The sequence below is a fragment of the Thermogemmatispora argillosa genome (assembly GCF_059696725.1).
On sequence record NZ_AP019377.1, the window covers coordinates 76,082 to 90,652 of the forward strand.

Consider the following 14,571-nt stretch of genomic DNA (forward strand, 5'->3'; position numbering starts at 1 on the left):
GGCCTGCCGTCGAGAGCACAGGACGGGGACCAGGCCCTCTCTGCTGGCTGGGGTGGAAGATGAGAAGACGCCAGGGAGGCGGGGCTGTCAGGAAGCCAGCGCTAGGCTGCGCTCGGCAGAGGCACCTGCTGAGAGGATAGGATATACTTCTCTCTATGGAGTTCCTTTGCGAAAGGACCCTGCCTGTTGACCGGGCGCCTGGCAAAGAGCAGGGCCGAGGTGGACAAGGCAGCCGCTCGCTGAAGATGAAAAGGAGCGCCAGGAGGAGAGAGGAGAGATGCTGCGTTGGCTGATCTGTCTGACTGGTTTACTGGTAGTGGGCCTGGGTCTGCTGGTAGGCTGGCAATCGCATCAGGTGACCTACCGCAGTAGTGGGCGGGCCGCAATTGCCCACTATCTCTCAGACCCGCAGACCCATGAGGGCTATCTACAGCTCGCAGGAAGTCCCACCCTCTATCTGGTGAGGGAACAAGATTTCACGCCGCCGATTAGGGGGACAGCCACCCTGAAAGATTTGATGCTGGTCGGGCTAGTCTATCGTCCCGACGAGAGCACGGCCATTGATGTCCAGGCCCGCATGGGGACCCACCTCGTCGGGCAGGCCTATACCGTTGTCGCCCTGACGCTCTACGATCTCAATGGGACAGTGACCCAAGCATTCACGAGTACGCTCTATCGAGAGCATCCCCAAGGCTTTTACGAGAACGACTGGCCTCTTGGCGCAGCCATCAGCCTGCCAGGGGCAGCCATAGCCGTGGGAGGAGGGATCAGCTTGTGGGGACGCCGGGGGCGAAAAGAGCCCACGCGCCAGCCCATCGCGGCGACCGGTGGAGCGCAACCGGCGCCGGCGGTCTTGCCACCGGGATCGTTCGCGCCAGCCCTGCGCCTGCCGACGAAGCCTGGGCCAGCAAGACCACCGGGATCGGGGCCGCCCGAGCCACAGCCACCTGTGCAACGGCACTGAGGTGCGGGCTAGGGCAGAGGCCAGGGCGAGCCTGGCTTGACGTTGAGCCTGGCCGTCTGCTATCCTGCAGGCAAAAGGAGCGGCTATCAACAGCCAGCAGGCTCAAGGCCTGGCGCTCCTAGCCGCGGCGCGCGGGTTCAGGTCCTGCGCGCTACGGCGTTGCTCGCTACGCAGACGGGAAGCGACTGGGATAGGAAGGCCCGGGGCCGCCCGTCGGAATCACCTGGCAAGCGCTCACCCATGTTCTTTCTGGTTCCGCTGCCGGCACTGACCCGGACGCTGCTCACAACGCTGATTGCCCTGCTGACGCTGGTCGGCATCATGACGCGCCCTTTCCGCTGGAACGAGGCGCTGATTGCCCTGGCTGGCGCCGCCTTATTGCTACTGCTCGGCCTGATCAGTCCCCTGGTAGCACTTCAGACACTGCTGGGCGACTGGAATGTCTTTCTCTTCTTTCTCGGTATGATGGCCTTATCGGCCTTCGCTGATCAGGCCGGCCTCTTTGACTGGCTAGCCATTGTCGCCGCACGTCTGGCGCGCCAGCGAGCGCGACTGCTGCTGCTCAACGTCTTTCTGATCGGCAGCCTGATCTCACTGGTCCTCTCCAATGACGCCACCGCCTTGATCCTGACGCCCGTAGTCTACACCCTGGTAACGCGACTGCGTCTGCCAGTCATTCCCTTTCTATTTGCCTGTACCTTTATTGCAGACACAGCCTCCTTTTTGCTGCCGGTCAGCAACCCCATCAACATCCTGGTGCTCTCGCGTTTTCAGCTTGACCTTTGGACCTTTCTGCGCCTGCTCTGGCTACCGGCGTTAGCGGTGATCGCCATCAACGTCGGGGTATTTTGCTGGCTCTACCGGCGTGAGGTGCGAGGAAGCTTTGACCTGAAGCGCCTGCCCTCGCCCCAAGAAGCGATCAAAGTGCCGGGCTATTTCCGTTACTGCTGTCTAGTGCTCATCGCAGTAGCGGTGGCCTACGTCCTTGCTTCAGCCAGTGGCTTTCCCCTTTCCTGTGTTGCCCTGGCGGGGGCGGCCCTCTTGCTGGTAGGAGCGCTGCGCTGGCAACAGTTCAGACCACGCGAGCTAGCCGGCCACATTTCCTGGTCCCTCTTTGGCTTTATCGCCGGCATGTTCATCATCGTCCAGGCCGTCGAAGAGACCGGCCTGACGCGCCTCTTTGGGGAGCTGCTGCTCCACCTGTCGGGAGGGAGCACCCTGGGAGCGGTACTGGTGGGGACACTCGGAGCCGCGCTCGGGACGAATCTGATCAATAATGTGCCGATGGCTGTGGTCCTGAGTGCCTCACTGCAGGCATTGCACGGCCAGCTTGCTCCGACGACCCAGCTCGCTTTTGTCGCGGCGACCATCTTCGGCTGCGACCTGGGGCCGAACCTGACCACCGTCGGCTCACTGGCGACCGTGCTTTGGCTGCTCATTCTGCGTCAACGGCAGTTGGAGGTCTCCGGCCTGGACTACTTCAAGGTAGGTATCCTGGTGACTCCTCCGATGCTGCTGGTGGGAGCCTTCCTGATCTGGCTGCTGCTCTGAAGCGATGAAGAGCGAGAGGGGAAGGACGTCAGCCGCAGACAGAGCGGGTCCTGCGCCCGCCGTGGCCTGCAGGCCACCAGTGGCCAAGGTCCCAAAACCGAAGGGAGGTTCTGGCTGTGTCTACCTTACGTATACTGGGCTGTCTCGACGGAGTCAATGCCGAGCTGCTGGGACAGGCAATCGCGCAACTCTGGCCCTCAGCTGGCGAGCAGCGGCTGCAAGTGGGCCTGCTCTATGTCATCGATACGCGCCCGCTGGGGGAGCTAGAACGACGGCGGGAGCGCTTTCTGCGCCCTCCCCACCTGCCGCGCGCGCGACAGGAGCAACTGCGTCAGGTGGAGCGCGAGACGGCGCAGGAGATCCTACAGGAAGGGGCGCGTTACGTGAGTGGAGCCGAGCTACTACAGCGTGAAGGGCGAGCCGAGCAAGAGATTGTACGCTGTGCCCAGGAGTGGGGGGCCACCCTGATCATCCTGTGCGCGCGTTCACCGCGTGGCGAACGAGAGCCCGAGCATGGGCCGGCCTCGGTAGGCCACGTAGCGCGCTTTGTGCTGGACCATGCGGGCTGTCCGGTCCTGCTCCTCCGCGGGGCACTGGCACCCCGCAAAGAGGGCCTTGCCTGAGCAGGGCAACGAAAGAGAGCCAGACAAGGCAGGCAGCAGGGACTGAAACAGCAGGCCCCCGCCGGGCGTGAAAGACTCTGAAGGCCTCTTCCAGGCAGACCAGCCCTGGCCAGCCGCGCACAGCGGCGCCTGCTGAAGCAGGCCGCCGTCGGCTCCCCCATCCGACGGTACCAACCGATCAGAGGAGCGTGACGCAAACAGAGAGACGTGGAGCGGCTTGTAGAGTGGCCATTACCGGTGAAATTGGCTCTGGAAGGATTGCCGCAGCGTGATATAATCGTAAAGCGCTCGGAAATTTCGGTAGAGACCGAAATAGGGCGCGCCATTCCGGGCGAAAAGAGCCGGCACAGATGGCACCACTCCACCAGAAGGCCCCCGGGGAGTGGCAGGCGATCCGCGCAGCCATAGGCTCTTGCGCCGTGCACTGATTGTGAGATGAGCCTATGTCACACAAGCGTGAGGAGCAGCTGCCGGAAGAGAAGGCCGGGGCAAAAACGATTCTCATCGTAGAAGATGATGACGGTATCGGCGCCTTCCTGGTCCAAGCAATCTCCCAAGAGACCCCGCACCGCGTGCTGCTGGTCCATGACGCCTTTCAGGCGCTCAAGGCCATGCGCTCAATTAAGCCCGGCTTGCTGATTCTCGACTATCAGCTACCGGGAATGAATGGCCTTGAACTCTTTGACCAGCTGCAGACGATGGAAGACCTGGCCTCGATTCCAACGATTCTGGTCAGTGCCCGTCTCCCTGAGCAAGAGATCCGGCAGCGGCAGATCGTGGGGCTGAGCAAGCCCCTGGAACTTGATGAGCTGCTTGAAACGATCGAGCGCCTGCTCGGGAGTGGCCCCGCAGCGCGCTGAGCGGCTTCTCCCGCGAAGCGGCTTGCGTCTCAGGACTGCTCAGGAGAGGCAGGGACAGCGTGAGCAGCCTCGCCAGAGGCGAGGCGCAGGTGGACAAGGCCGCTGCCGCAGGGAAGCAACCGTTCGGTCGCCGGGAGAGCGCCCGGGAGAGAGGTCAGAGGGCGCCCGGCGCTGGGGTCCCACCAGGCCAGCGCATCGCTGGCAAAGAGCATCTCTTGCTGACTCGTGACGGGGAGAGGCCCGGCCCAAGAGGCCACCCCACGAATGAAGTTATAGACACGGCGGGCAGGCCAATCCGAGGCAGGGACAAGCAGATCCGCCGGAGACGGGGCCGGACGGTAGCTACTCCGCTGCTCATCCTGGGGATAGCTCCGAGCGGTGCCCGCAGCAAGAGCCTGGACCGCCCGTACCAGAAGCCGGGCCCCACAGAGCGCGCAGCGACGCTCCAACTCAGCGTAGGTGATCCCATCAGGCACCCCGATGCGCTCCTGGTCAATAATCGGGCCGGCGTCCAGGCGCTCCTCCAGCAGATGGACAGTCACCCCCGTTTCACTGAGTCCCTCCCGAAACACCCAAAACAGCGGCTCTGGTCCGCGCAAAGCAGGAAGCAGCGACGGATGCAGATTAATGGCCCCCAGACGTGGGAGCGTCAGCAGCGGAACGGGCAGCCGGTAGGGAAAGCAGGCGACACAGAGGACATCGGGCTGATAGGCGGCCAGGGTGGCAATGGCCTCCTCCGCCTGCAGACGGGACACCTCCCAGACAGGCAGACCAGCCTGCAGCGCCAGAGCAACCGGTGAGACAGCCAGCGCACGATTGAGCACTGGCAGGAGCGGGCGGGCGCCATGCCGAGAGGTGGGAGCCAGCAGGGGCCGCAGCGGGGGTGGCCTTTGCCCCTTGGGCTGGTCCGCGGGGCCCTGGCGCCAGCTTGCAGGCACCACGAGCGCGCAGACCGTCACGCCCGCTCGCAGAAGGGCCTGCAGCGGCAGCGCAGAGAAGACCCCCTCCATTCCAAAGAAGAGCACGCGTGGCCCCTGCGAGGAGGGCGGTACAGTCCCGGTTCTCTCATTTGACATTGGTCTCAGCATTGGATACCATGTAGCCAGACAGCATTTTCAGGGAAAGCGTGGGGTATCTACCATGCCACGAATGGTCAACTGTGTCAAGCTGGGCCGCCAACTGCCCGGGCTAGAGAAACCGCCGCTGCCAGGAGAGCTAGGTCAGCGCATCTACGAGCACGTCTCAGAGCAAGCCTGGCGCATGTGGGAGACCCAGCGCACGCTGCTGATCAACCACTACGGGCTGAACCTGGCCGATCCCGAAGCGCGCAAGTTTCTGCGCGAACAAATGGAAGAATTCTTCTTCGGGAGTCAGGAAGAGAAGAAGCCGGAGGGCTGGATTCCCGAAGATGTCGGGGTTGGCGTGGGACCAGGCCGCAAGGGCGGCGGACCAGCGCGCAAGAAATGAAAGCACCTGGTGCCATCCTCTTGCTCTCCTGCTACGAGCTGGGGCATCAGCCGCTGGCCCTGGCCACGCTGCAGGCGCGCCTGCGCGAGGCCGGCTATCAGCCCCGGGCCATTGACTGCGCCGTCGAGCCACTGGCGGAGGAGGAGATCCGGGCGGCCCGCCTGGTAGCGATCTCGGTCCCCATGCATACAGCGCTGCGCCTGGGGGAGGCCCTGGCTCGTCGGATTCGGGCCATTCATCCCCAAGTCTATCTCTGCTTCTATGGTCTCTACGCCCTGCTCAATGCGGACTACCTGCTGCGCGACCTGGCCGATGCTGTGCTAGGCGGCGAATATGAGGAGCCGCTGCTCGCGCTGGTGAGAGCCTTGGAGCGAGAAGAGCAGGCCAGAGAGGCAGACGGCCAGCGGCCAGACCCGGGCCGTCTCCCGCGCAAGCTGCCCGAAGTACCGGGGGTACGGACGCGCGAGCGGCGGGTAGGAGCCTGGCTACAGCGACCGACCTTTGTTGTGCCGCAGCGGCATGGCCTGCCCGAGCTGCAGCGCTATGCCCGCCTGGAATGGAACGGGCGCACCCATCTGGCCGGCTACACCGAGACAACGCGCGGCTGCAAACATACCTGCCTGCACTGCCCGATCACACCCGTCTACCGCGGGCGCTTCTTTGCGGTGCCCCAGGAAGTGGTGTTAGCGGATATCCGCGCCCAGGTGGAGCAAGGAGCGACCCATATCACCTTTGGGGACCCCGATTTCTTCAATGGACCGACCCATGCGCTGCGCATAGCGCGGGCGCTCCATCGAGAGTTTCCCGCAGTGACCTTCGACGCAACCATCAAGATTGAGCACCTGCTCAAGCATCGCCATCTGCTGCCCGAACTGCGCGAGCTGGGCTGTCTCTTTGTGGTCTCGGCTGTCGAGTCGCTCAACGATGAGGTCTTGCGTCGCCTGCGCAAGGGCCACAGCGCCGCGGATGCGGTCGAAGCTTTTGCCCTCATGGAAGAAGTGGGGATCACGCTGCGCCCGTCACTCCTGCCCTTCTCGCCGTGGGAGACCCTGGAAAGCTACCTTGCGCTGCTCGACTTCTTTGAGGCGCGCCATCTTGTGGAACAGGTTGATCCGGTGCATTTTTCGATTCGTCTGCTCATCCCGCCCGGCTCGGCGCTCCTGGAGAGCGAAGAGAGGCCGGCCTGGCTGGGGGAACTGGATGAGACAGCCTACAGCTATCGCTGGCGCCATCCTGATCCACGAATGGACGAACTGCAAGAGCGCGTAGCCGCTCTCGCCGAGGAAGGGGCTCAGCAGGGATGGGACCCCGTCGAGACCTTTTTCCAGATCAAGGAGGAGGCGCTGGCCGTTGCTGGGCGCCCCTTCGATCGCGCGGCGGCCCGGAAGCGCTATGGAGAGCCAAGGCACCCGCCACGCCTCACCGAAAGCTGGTTCTGCTGCGCAGAGCCGATCCGCAGCCATCTCAATGCGTGCTGTGGCGAAACTGATCAGGAGCAGGCGGTGAGCTGCACCTCTTCCAGGTGCTGTGGTACGGGGCACTAGGCAAGGCCGCCCCGTATCACACCACAGCGCCGGGAAGCGGACCCGGAGCAGCTCGCGCTCAAGGGTGGCCTGGGCCTGTGGGTGAGGTGGACGGAAACAGACCAGCATTGAGCATGGGGAGTTCACGGCGGATATCGAAGCGCAGGCAGCCATGAGCGCGACGCAGAGCCTGCTCTACCGCGGCGGGCGAGTCGCCGCGGGCGAAGATAAAGCCCAAATAACTGGCCCCTTCTGGCAAGGGCACGAGCGGATTGTTGAGGGGAGCCGTGATCTCAACGCCAGTAATGAGCGGAACCTGCCTGGCCTCTTCAACGCCATAGACGCCCTTGAGGATGCCCGCCCTGGGGATAGGAATCATCATGACACCGGCGGCCTCCGGGCGGCGCTCCAGCGAGGGCAGCTCCAGCCCCAGCGCATGCCGCAAGATCAGCTCCTCCAGGCACATGCCCGCCCCAAACTCCAGGATAGTCGAGCATAGCCCACCAATCGAGCGGCCAGCGATCTCCAACATCCACGGCCCCTGCTCATTGACCCGCAGCTCAGCGTGGGCCGGACCCTCGCGCAGGCCGATGGCCGCCGCCGCCCGCTCAACGCAGCTCCGAATCGCCTCCTGAACGGCGCCGGGAAGGCGCGAGGGAGTCACATAGATGGTCTCCTCGAAAAAGGGCCCGTCGAGTGGGTCTGGCTTGTCGAACAAGGCCAGCACCTGTAAGCGTCCGCCGGTCAAGAGACCCTCCAGGGCCACTTCGAAGCCAGGAATGAAGTCCTCGACCAGAAAACCGGTGGACTGCTCGTCAAAGCCCTCCGTCAGCAAGATACGCTTGAGACGGTGGAAAGCCGAGACGAATTCCGCTGGTGTATTGGCCCGAATGACGCCGCGGCTGCCCGAGAGGCGCCGGGGTTTGAGCACACACGGATAGCTGACCATGCGCGCGCAGGCCTCGGGGTCAGCCGTCAAGGGGAAATGGCGGAAGACCGGGCAAGGGACGCCGCCCGCGGCCATGCGCTGGCGCATCAGATACTTATCGCGCGCCGCCTCAGCAGCAGCGGGCGCATTGCAGGGCAGGCCCAGAGCCTCGCTGGCTAGTGCTGCCAGCTCGACGGCGCTGTCATCCACCGAGAGCACAGCCTGTAGCGGTCGCTCGCGAGCAAACGAGACAATGCGCTCTACTGCCTCCTCCGGGGCCTTGAAGTCAAGGGCCAGCACTTCCGCCGGCCAACTTGCTACCAGACCAGACGGAGTGTCCAGGCCGACGACCACTTCCAGGCCAAGACGGCGAGCGGCACTAGCGAAGGCCCCCCCGCGGTAGGTCGCCGGAGTCATGAGGAGGAGCACCCGTTTACGCGCCTCCGTCTGCGGCTGCGATAGCGACAGTGACTGTAGTGACTGGCTATTCATCGTATGCGTTGCCTATCTCTCGGAAAAACAGAGCGAAAAGCTCGGTGAGTGAGCCAAGGAATCTATTCGTTCCCGCACTGTGCAGCGAGGGCAAGGATAGCCCAACGCTGTGATTCCTGACCAGCGCGGCTGACGCGAGCTGGACGGCTGGCCTGGCTCACGCTGGTCGGCCTGAGAGGACAGTGGGGAGCGAGAACGGCGCCGTGTAGATCATCAGCGGTCCTCTGCATTATAGCGCATCAAGCCAGCCAGCGCCAGCGGTGGGGGGAGCCAGAGCGGCGCCGGGGAGCTGTCACCGTGGAGGTGGCTCAGACGTCTGGAACCTGGTTGCTGGTGACCACCAGGCGGGGCCTGGCAGCGCCGCCCGAGCGGGCAGGTCCCAAACAGCCCAAGGAGGAACATATGTCGCACCTTGTTTTCTGGATCGATGTCGATAATACCCTACTCAACAATGACCATGTCAAGGCCGACCTTGATCGTGAGCTGCGGGCCGTACTTGGGGAGAGGCTGGCAGAGCGTTTCTGGAGTCTGTACGAGGCAGTGCGCCATGAAAGTGGCGTCGTTGACATTCCCCAGGCCCTGAGACGCCTGCGAGAGCAGACCCCGCCGCAGCAACTGCCAGAAGGGATCTACCAGCAAGCGCGCGCGCTCTTTGAAGACTATCCCTTTGCCACGGCCCTATATCCAGGGGCGCTGGAGACCCTAGAGCATCTGAGCCGCCTCGGACTAACGGTCATCGTCTCCGACGGCGATCACCTCTTCCAGGCTGAAAAGATCGCCAGCAGCCATCTGGCCGAGGCCGTTGGCGGACGGGTACTGATCTATGATCACAAGGAGCGTCATCTTGACGAAACCATGCGACGCTATCCAGGCGAGCACTATGTGGCGATCGATGACCGACTGGACCTGCTGGCCGCTTGCAAGGCCCAGCTCGGGGAGCGGCTCACCACCGTCTTTGTGCATCAGGGCCGGCACGCCGAGCAAGGGTGGCAGCAGCCTGGCCACTATCAGCCAGACAGGAGGGTTGCAGCCATCGCAGAGCTGCAGCACCTGGGAGGAGACGATTTCGCGCCAGCGAAAGGGAGGCCCTAGCATCCTCGGTCCGGCCGGAGAGGCTTGCCAGACCCTGCAGCAGTACCTTATCATCTCCAGGCAGCGGGAGGCATCCCTGTCATCAGTATGAGAGGAGACAAGAGCATGCTGCAAGAGATGCCGAAGGGAGAGACAGGATCAAGGAGGGGCGTGGTCGTCCTTCCTCGTGAGGCCCAGCGAGCCTTACTCAGCGATGCCTGGAACCGAAGGCAGATCGAGGCCTGCGGACTGCTCACGGGGCAGATTGACGCACAAGGAAACTGGCACATTGTCGCCGTGTGCCCGCTGCGCAATATCGCAGAGTCGCCACTCTATTTCGAATTCGCACCGGAGGAGGTGCTCCAGCAAGAGCTAGCCTCTCCGGGCCAGATCATCGGCGTCTACCATAGCCATCCCCGGGGGCCATATGGAGCCAGCCAGACAGATTGCGAGACCATGCGACGCGTCAATCAGGAGGAGCAGATTCCCTGGATCTGGCTGATTCTCTGCGGCCCCTTGACCTACGGCCGGCACCTGGAGCAGGCCAGAGCAGGGGATCTCGCGGCAGAAGCCGAGTGCAGGCGCTGGCTCTGGCAGCGTCTCCTTGCCTATTATCACGATCCCGATCAAGGGCTGCGGCGAGTGGCAATTGTCCTGCGAGAGGAGTAAGGAAGGGAAGAGTACCCATCGACGGAGCTTGGGGAAGGCCTGCTCAGAAGGTGGACAGGGTGAAGTAGGCAGGAGAGGGGAACAGGCTCACTCAAAAGGGGAAGCATCTGGCAAATTCCTGGCAGATCTGCTACACTCAGGGAGAAATCGCGAGAGGCTGGCTCACAAGCAAACAGGCAGCATTAACAGCGTTACCCAGGAGGATTACGGACTCAATGTCTCAATACAGTGTCTGTCCGCAGTGCGGCAGCCAGGTGGGGCCAGATGAGGCATTTTGTGGGCAATGCGGTGCAGCGCTCACAGCCCCGGGATCGCCGGCGCAGCCGACGCAGATGACGGGGACACCGCCACCACCGGGGTCGAGGAGCGGACTCGTGCAGGGCTATAGCCGGGGGACCTCCCCGCCGCCGGGGTCCTACATGGCGGGGCCAGGTGGAGGCCCAGGCGCAGGCAGCATGGCGCCGGGGGCAGGCACGGCCTCGCCCTGGGCGACGGAACCGATGGCCCCCAACGCCCCAGCGGGGCCGAGAACTCCGGCGCCGAGCCAGCGAACAGAATTCTATCAAGATGCCACAGAAGCCATGCCAGCGGCTGGCCCTGGCCTCGGTAGCTATGGCCAGCCTGGTCAACCGTTGCAAGGAGGGTTTCCGGCCACGCCAGGAGGCTATCAGGCGCCAGCCGGCGGGCCACCATATGGCACAGGAGTGCAGCAGCCCTATCCAGGCGTGGGAGCCTCCTATCCGGGCATGCCGCCCTACCAGCCGGGCCAGACCGGCTTTGCCGCCCCTGGTACCTATCCAGGGGGCGTCGTGCCGGGCCAGACCCAGGTTGGAGGCTTTCCCCCATCACGTCCACAGCCGGGGGGTGGGCCGGAGCAACGCAATACCTGGATCGTAGTGACCGCAGTAGGGGCCGTGGTGGTCGTTTTCCTGCTGATCCTGCTAGGAGCCTTTGTCTGGATGCGAGGAGGCTCCCAGACGGCGGCGGAGCCGACAGCAACAGCGACAGCGGCGCCCAGTCCGACGCCCAGCCCGACGCCGAGTCCGACACCGACGCCCAGTCCGACACCCAGTCCGACGCCGACGCCCTCGCCAGCGGCCTCGCCGACGCCGCCACCCAATCCCGGCTTTGCCTGGTGTGACCAGTGCCGCAACGAAGGGTTCACCACGCAGTACCCGAGCAACTGGAGCCAAAGCTCTACGCCCGACGGTACAGGCATTCGCTTTACCAGCCCCGACAGCAGTGAGATCACCGCCTCTTTCAAGGCGCCGGGGCCGACCAATCAGACGCCTGATCAGCTCGTAGCCAATGAAATTGCGCAGTTGCCCGGGGCGACCAACGTCAGCCCGACAACAACGACAACGATCGGCGGAACGACCTGGCGCGCCGCCTCTGCCGACTATCAGCAACAGAGTCAAGATCATATCCAGGTCTACGCCACCGTCTATCAGGGCAAGGCCTATCTGATCGAGATTCAGGCGCCAAGTGGCCAGTTCAATCAGGTCAATGACCAATACTTCGCCACGATGCTCGCCACTTTCCAATTTGTCTGAGCGGGCAGAAGGAGGGCCAGGCCGCTAGCTAGAGGCGACGGGCCGGCCTGGAGGAGAGAGGGACGCGGAGAAGCCGGGCGCGGGTTGAGCTGCAAGGGAGTGGAGGCCCAGAGAGGGCAGCGAGACAGGCAGCGGTCGTTCGCAAGCTCGTTCTGAAGGAGCGGCCCTGAGTGGCTGGGAGCGGGTGAGAACGGTTGGTCCAGTTGAGGATGGTGGGCGAGGGGTGGTATCCTGGATACAGGAAAGTATGAGCAAGCAAACAGGAAGCAGAAGAAGAGGAAGAGCAGTGCTATGGCGGTAGTTGCAGTTATTGGCGCCCAGTGGGGAGACGAGGGGAAGGGAAAGATAGTCGATGAGCTGGCGGCGCGGGCGCACTTCGTGGTTCGCTACCAGGGAGGAAGCAACGCGGGCCATCGCGTTGTCCATGAGAAGGGAGAATTTGTCTTCCGTCTCATCCCTTCAGGCATTCTTTACCCACAAACCTCCTGCATTATCGGGAACGGGGTAGTTGTTGATCCCCGAGGTTTGCTGGAAGAGATGGAGGAGCTAGAGCGGCAGGGAGTGGACATCTCGCGGCTCTATATCAGCGAGCGGGCCCATGTCGTGATGCCCTACCATTTTCTGCTTGATCGACTGGAGGAGGAAGCGCGCGGCGAGGAGAAGATCGGCAGCACGCAGCGCGGCATCTCACCGGCCTACGTCGATAAACACGCCCGCAGCGGAATCCGTATGGCTGACTTGCTTGACGTGGACACCTTCCGCAGCAAGCTGGCAACGATCCTGCAGCAAAAGAACCGCATGATCACGCAGATCTACGGTCAGCCCCCACTCTCGTTGGAGGAGATCCACGGCGAGTACTTCCAATATGGCCAGCGGCTGCGTCCCTATATCACTGACACTCAGGCGATGCTGCACGAGGCGCTGTTTGAGCGCAAGACCATTCTGCTAGAAGGGGCTCAAGGAGCGCTGCTCGACATTGACTTCGGCACCTATCCCTTTGTCACGGCCTCCTCGACGCTGGCGGCGAATGCAGCGAGCGGGGCCGGCCTACCGCCGCGCTCCATTGACCGCGTGGTAGGGGTCTACAAGGCCTATATCACCCGCGTTGGCAGTGGGCCGATGCCAACCGAGCTGTTCGACGAAGTGGGAGAAGAGATGCGCCGCCGTGGTCACGAATACGGGACCAACACGGGGCGACCTCGGCGCTGTGGCTGGTTCGATGCCGTGGCCGGGCGCTTTGTGGCCCAACTCAACGGCCTGGATGCGATGGTGATCACCAAGCTCGACGTGCTAGACACCTTCCCCACCATCAAAATCTGCACCGCCTATCGCCTCTATGGCAAGACCATCCACAGCCTGCCAGCCAATCTCAACGACCTGGCAGCCTGCGAGCCTGTCTACGAAGAGGTCGAAGGCTGGCAATGCAGCACCAGCGGCATCAGCGACTACGATGATCTTCCGCGTGCCGCCAAACACTACCTGAAGCGTCTGGAAGAGCTGCTTGAGACCCCGATCGCCATGATCTCGGTCAGCCCGCAGCGCGGGCGCACCATCCAGCTGCAAGACGTGCTGGCCTGAGCGGGAGAGGCATCAGCCCGGCACCAGGCGGCGAGCAGCCGCGAAGCGAGCAGGAGGAGAGGAATCGATGTCTAGCGAACAATTTGCGCATCTGAGTCCGGCGGCGCGCCGAGTGCAAGAGGCCCTGGCGGCGGGGGGGTTCCACTGCGAAGTAATCGAGCTCCCCACTTCGACGCGCACGGCCAGCGAGGCAGCGCGTGCCGTTGGCTGTGAGCTGGGGCAGATTGTCAAATCGCTTGTCTTCCGAGGTCGCGAGAGTGGGCGCCCGATCCTGGTAGAGACCAGCGGAGCCAATCGCGTCGATGAGCGGCGTTTAGGGGAGCTGGTCGGTGAGCCGATCGAGCGGGCCGATGCCGACTTTGTCAAAGAATGGACCGGTTTCGCAATCGGTGGAGTACCTCCAGTCGGGCATAAGAAGCCACTAGAGACCTTTATCGATGAGGATCTGCTGCGCTATGAGCGGATCTGGGCGGCGGCGGGCACCCCCTCAGCGCTCTTCGCCCTTACGCCTGCCGAGCTGCAGGCGATGACGAGAGGGCGCGTGGTCGCTATCAAGCAGCCGTCATGACGTGGTTGCTGGCCGAGTAGAGAGCAAGAGGACAAGCAAGCAAGCAAGATAGAGCGACAACACGACAGCAAGGAAGAAGAAGGAGCGCGCTGCCCTATGGATCTGGCTGCCAAAAAGCATGTTCTACGCTTATTTACCTATGGCCTCTATGCCGTCTCCTGCGCTGATGGAGGCGAAGTCAACGCCTTCACGGCGAACTGGCTGACGCAGGTCTCCTTTGAGCCGCCACTCGTGGCCGTCTCAGTAGAGAACGATTCGCGCTCACTCCCGATGATCCTGCGCAGCCGGACCTTTGTGATTCATGTACTGCCGTCTGGGGCACGCGAGCTAGCGGGCAAGCTAGGCAAGTCCGCCTTGCGCGATCCGCGCAAGCTCGAAGGAGTCGCCTTCCACCCGGGGCCGGGAGGCTGCCCGATTCTCGAAGAGGCCCTGGGATGGCTCGCCTGCGAGGTGCGCCATACCGTGCCCGCTGGCGACTCAACGGTGCTGGTGGCCGAAGTGGTCGAAGCCGGAGTCCAGCGTGAGGGAGCGCCCTTGACGATGGCCGAGACCGGCTTTCGCCATGCCGGCTAGCCATAGACCAGCCCTCGACCGCTGAGCTCCGGCGGTGGCGCGAGCACAGCGAGTGCATGGGGACAGGAGGAGACAGAGAGGCGCTCCCCTGCCGATGTGCAGCGGAGCGCCGACGCTTTTCTCTTCTGCCTGCGCCAGCCCGCCTGCCTGA

Annotated in this window: 14 protein-coding genes and 1 pseudogene; 12 read left to right on the forward strand and 3 right to left on the reverse strand. The window is 63.4% G+C overall.

All coding sequences use genetic code 11. The features are described from left to right. Nucleotides 1–277 precede the first annotated feature (277 nt). The 4 genes from AC6H1L_RS00300 (at nt 278) to AC6H1L_RS00315 (ending at nt 3,998) form a co-directional block, all read left to right on the forward strand. A complete protein-coding gene (locus AC6H1L_RS00300; protein ID WP_497599554.1) occupies nt 278–964 on the forward strand; it encodes a hypothetical protein in 687 nt (228 codons plus the stop codon). Nucleotides 965–1,204: 240 nt separating this feature from the next. Next, entirely contained in the window at nt 1,205–2,515 is a 1,311-nt protein-coding gene (locus AC6H1L_RS00305) for an SLC13 family permease (protein ID WP_497599555.1), read from the forward strand. A gap of 116 nt (nt 2,516–2,631) precedes the next feature. Beyond that, nucleotides 2,632–3,138: a universal stress protein gene (locus AC6H1L_RS00310; protein WP_497599556.1), complete on the forward strand. Its 507-nt coding sequence runs from the start codon at nt 2,632–2,634 to the stop codon at nt 3,136–3,138. A 443-nt stretch (nt 3,139–3,581) separates the two neighbouring features. Next, nucleotides 3,582–3,998 carry a response regulator gene (locus AC6H1L_RS00315; protein WP_497599557.1) on the forward strand — a complete coding sequence of 139 codons (417 nt, stop codon included), beginning with the start codon at nt 3,582–3,584 and terminating at the stop codon, nt 3,996–3,998. Between the two features lie 29 nt (nt 3,999–4,027). Here AC6H1L_RS00315 and AC6H1L_RS00320 read toward each other — a convergent pair whose 3' ends face one another. Then, on the reverse strand, nt 4,028–5,074 hold the full coding sequence (locus tag AC6H1L_RS00320) for a methionyl-tRNA formyltransferase (RefSeq protein ID WP_497599558.1): 1,047 nt from the start codon (nt 5,072–5,074) through the stop codon (nt 4,028–4,030). Between the two features lie 64 nt (nt 5,075–5,138). Between AC6H1L_RS00320 and AC6H1L_RS00325 the strand changes: the two genes are divergently transcribed. Both AC6H1L_RS00325 and AC6H1L_RS00330 read left to right on the forward strand, forming a co-directional pair. After that, nucleotides 5,139–5,465 carry an oxidative damage protection protein gene (locus tag AC6H1L_RS00325; protein ID WP_497599559.1) on the forward strand — a complete coding sequence of 109 codons (327 nt, stop codon included), beginning with the start codon at nt 5,139–5,141 and terminating at the stop codon, nt 5,463–5,465. Then, nucleotides 5,462–6,931 (forward strand): annotated as a pseudogene (locus AC6H1L_RS00330) (CUAEP/CCAEP-tail radical SAM (seleno)protein); the annotation flags it as partial. The gene AC6H1L_RS00325 and the pseudogene AC6H1L_RS00330, both read left to right, overlap by 4 nt. Before the next feature lie 136 nt (nt 6,932–7,067). Here AC6H1L_RS00330 and AC6H1L_RS00335 read toward each other — a convergent pair. Together AC6H1L_RS00335 and AC6H1L_RS00340 are read right to left on the reverse strand one after the other, a co-directional pair. Then, complete coding sequence (locus AC6H1L_RS00335) at nt 7,068–8,408, reverse strand: ATP-grasp domain-containing protein (protein ID WP_497599560.1); 1,341 nt, start codon at nt 8,406–8,408, stop codon at nt 7,068–7,070. 213 nt (nt 8,409–8,621) lie between these two features. Continuing rightward, nucleotides 8,622–8,810 carry a hypothetical protein gene (locus AC6H1L_RS00340; protein ID WP_497599561.1) on the reverse strand — a complete coding sequence of 63 codons (189 nt, stop codon included), beginning with the start codon at nt 8,808–8,810 and terminating at the stop codon, nt 8,622–8,624. Between AC6H1L_RS00340 and AC6H1L_RS00345 the strand changes: the two genes are divergently transcribed. The 6 genes from AC6H1L_RS00345 to AC6H1L_RS00370 all read left to right on the forward strand — a co-directional run bounded on the left by AC6H1L_RS00345 (nt 8,811) and on the right by AC6H1L_RS00370 (nt 14,420). Then, nucleotides 8,811–9,500, forward strand: a complete 690-nt coding sequence (locus AC6H1L_RS00345; protein ID WP_497599562.1) for an HAD family hydrolase — start codon at nt 8,811–8,813, stop codon at nt 9,498–9,500. A 105-nt stretch (nt 9,501–9,605) separates the two neighbouring features. Continuing rightward, a complete protein-coding gene (locus tag AC6H1L_RS00350) occupies nt 9,606–10,148 on the forward strand; it encodes a M67 family metallopeptidase (RefSeq protein ID WP_497599563.1) in 543 nt (180 codons plus the stop codon). Nucleotides 10,149–10,363: 215 nt separating this feature from the next. After that, on the forward strand, nt 10,364–11,701 hold the full coding sequence (locus tag AC6H1L_RS00355; RefSeq protein WP_497599564.1) for a zinc-ribbon domain-containing protein: 1,338 nt from the start codon (nt 10,364–10,366) through the stop codon (nt 11,699–11,701). Nucleotides 11,702–11,992: 291 nt separating this feature from the next. Beyond that, nucleotides 11,993–13,279: an adenylosuccinate synthase gene (locus AC6H1L_RS00360; protein ID WP_497599565.1), complete on the forward strand. Its 1,287-nt coding sequence runs from the start codon at nt 11,993–11,995 to the stop codon at nt 13,277–13,279. Nucleotides 13,280–13,346: 67 nt separating this feature from the next. Then, nucleotides 13,347–13,847, forward strand: coding sequence for a YbaK/EbsC family protein (locus AC6H1L_RS00365; protein WP_497599566.1), 501 nt, complete (start codon nt 13,347–13,349; stop codon nt 13,845–13,847). A gap of 96 nt (nt 13,848–13,943) precedes the next feature. Next, complete coding sequence (locus AC6H1L_RS00370) at nt 13,944–14,420, forward strand: flavin reductase family protein (protein ID WP_497599567.1); 477 nt, start codon at nt 13,944–13,946, stop codon at nt 14,418–14,420. Nucleotides 14,421–14,571: the final 151 nt, after the last annotated feature.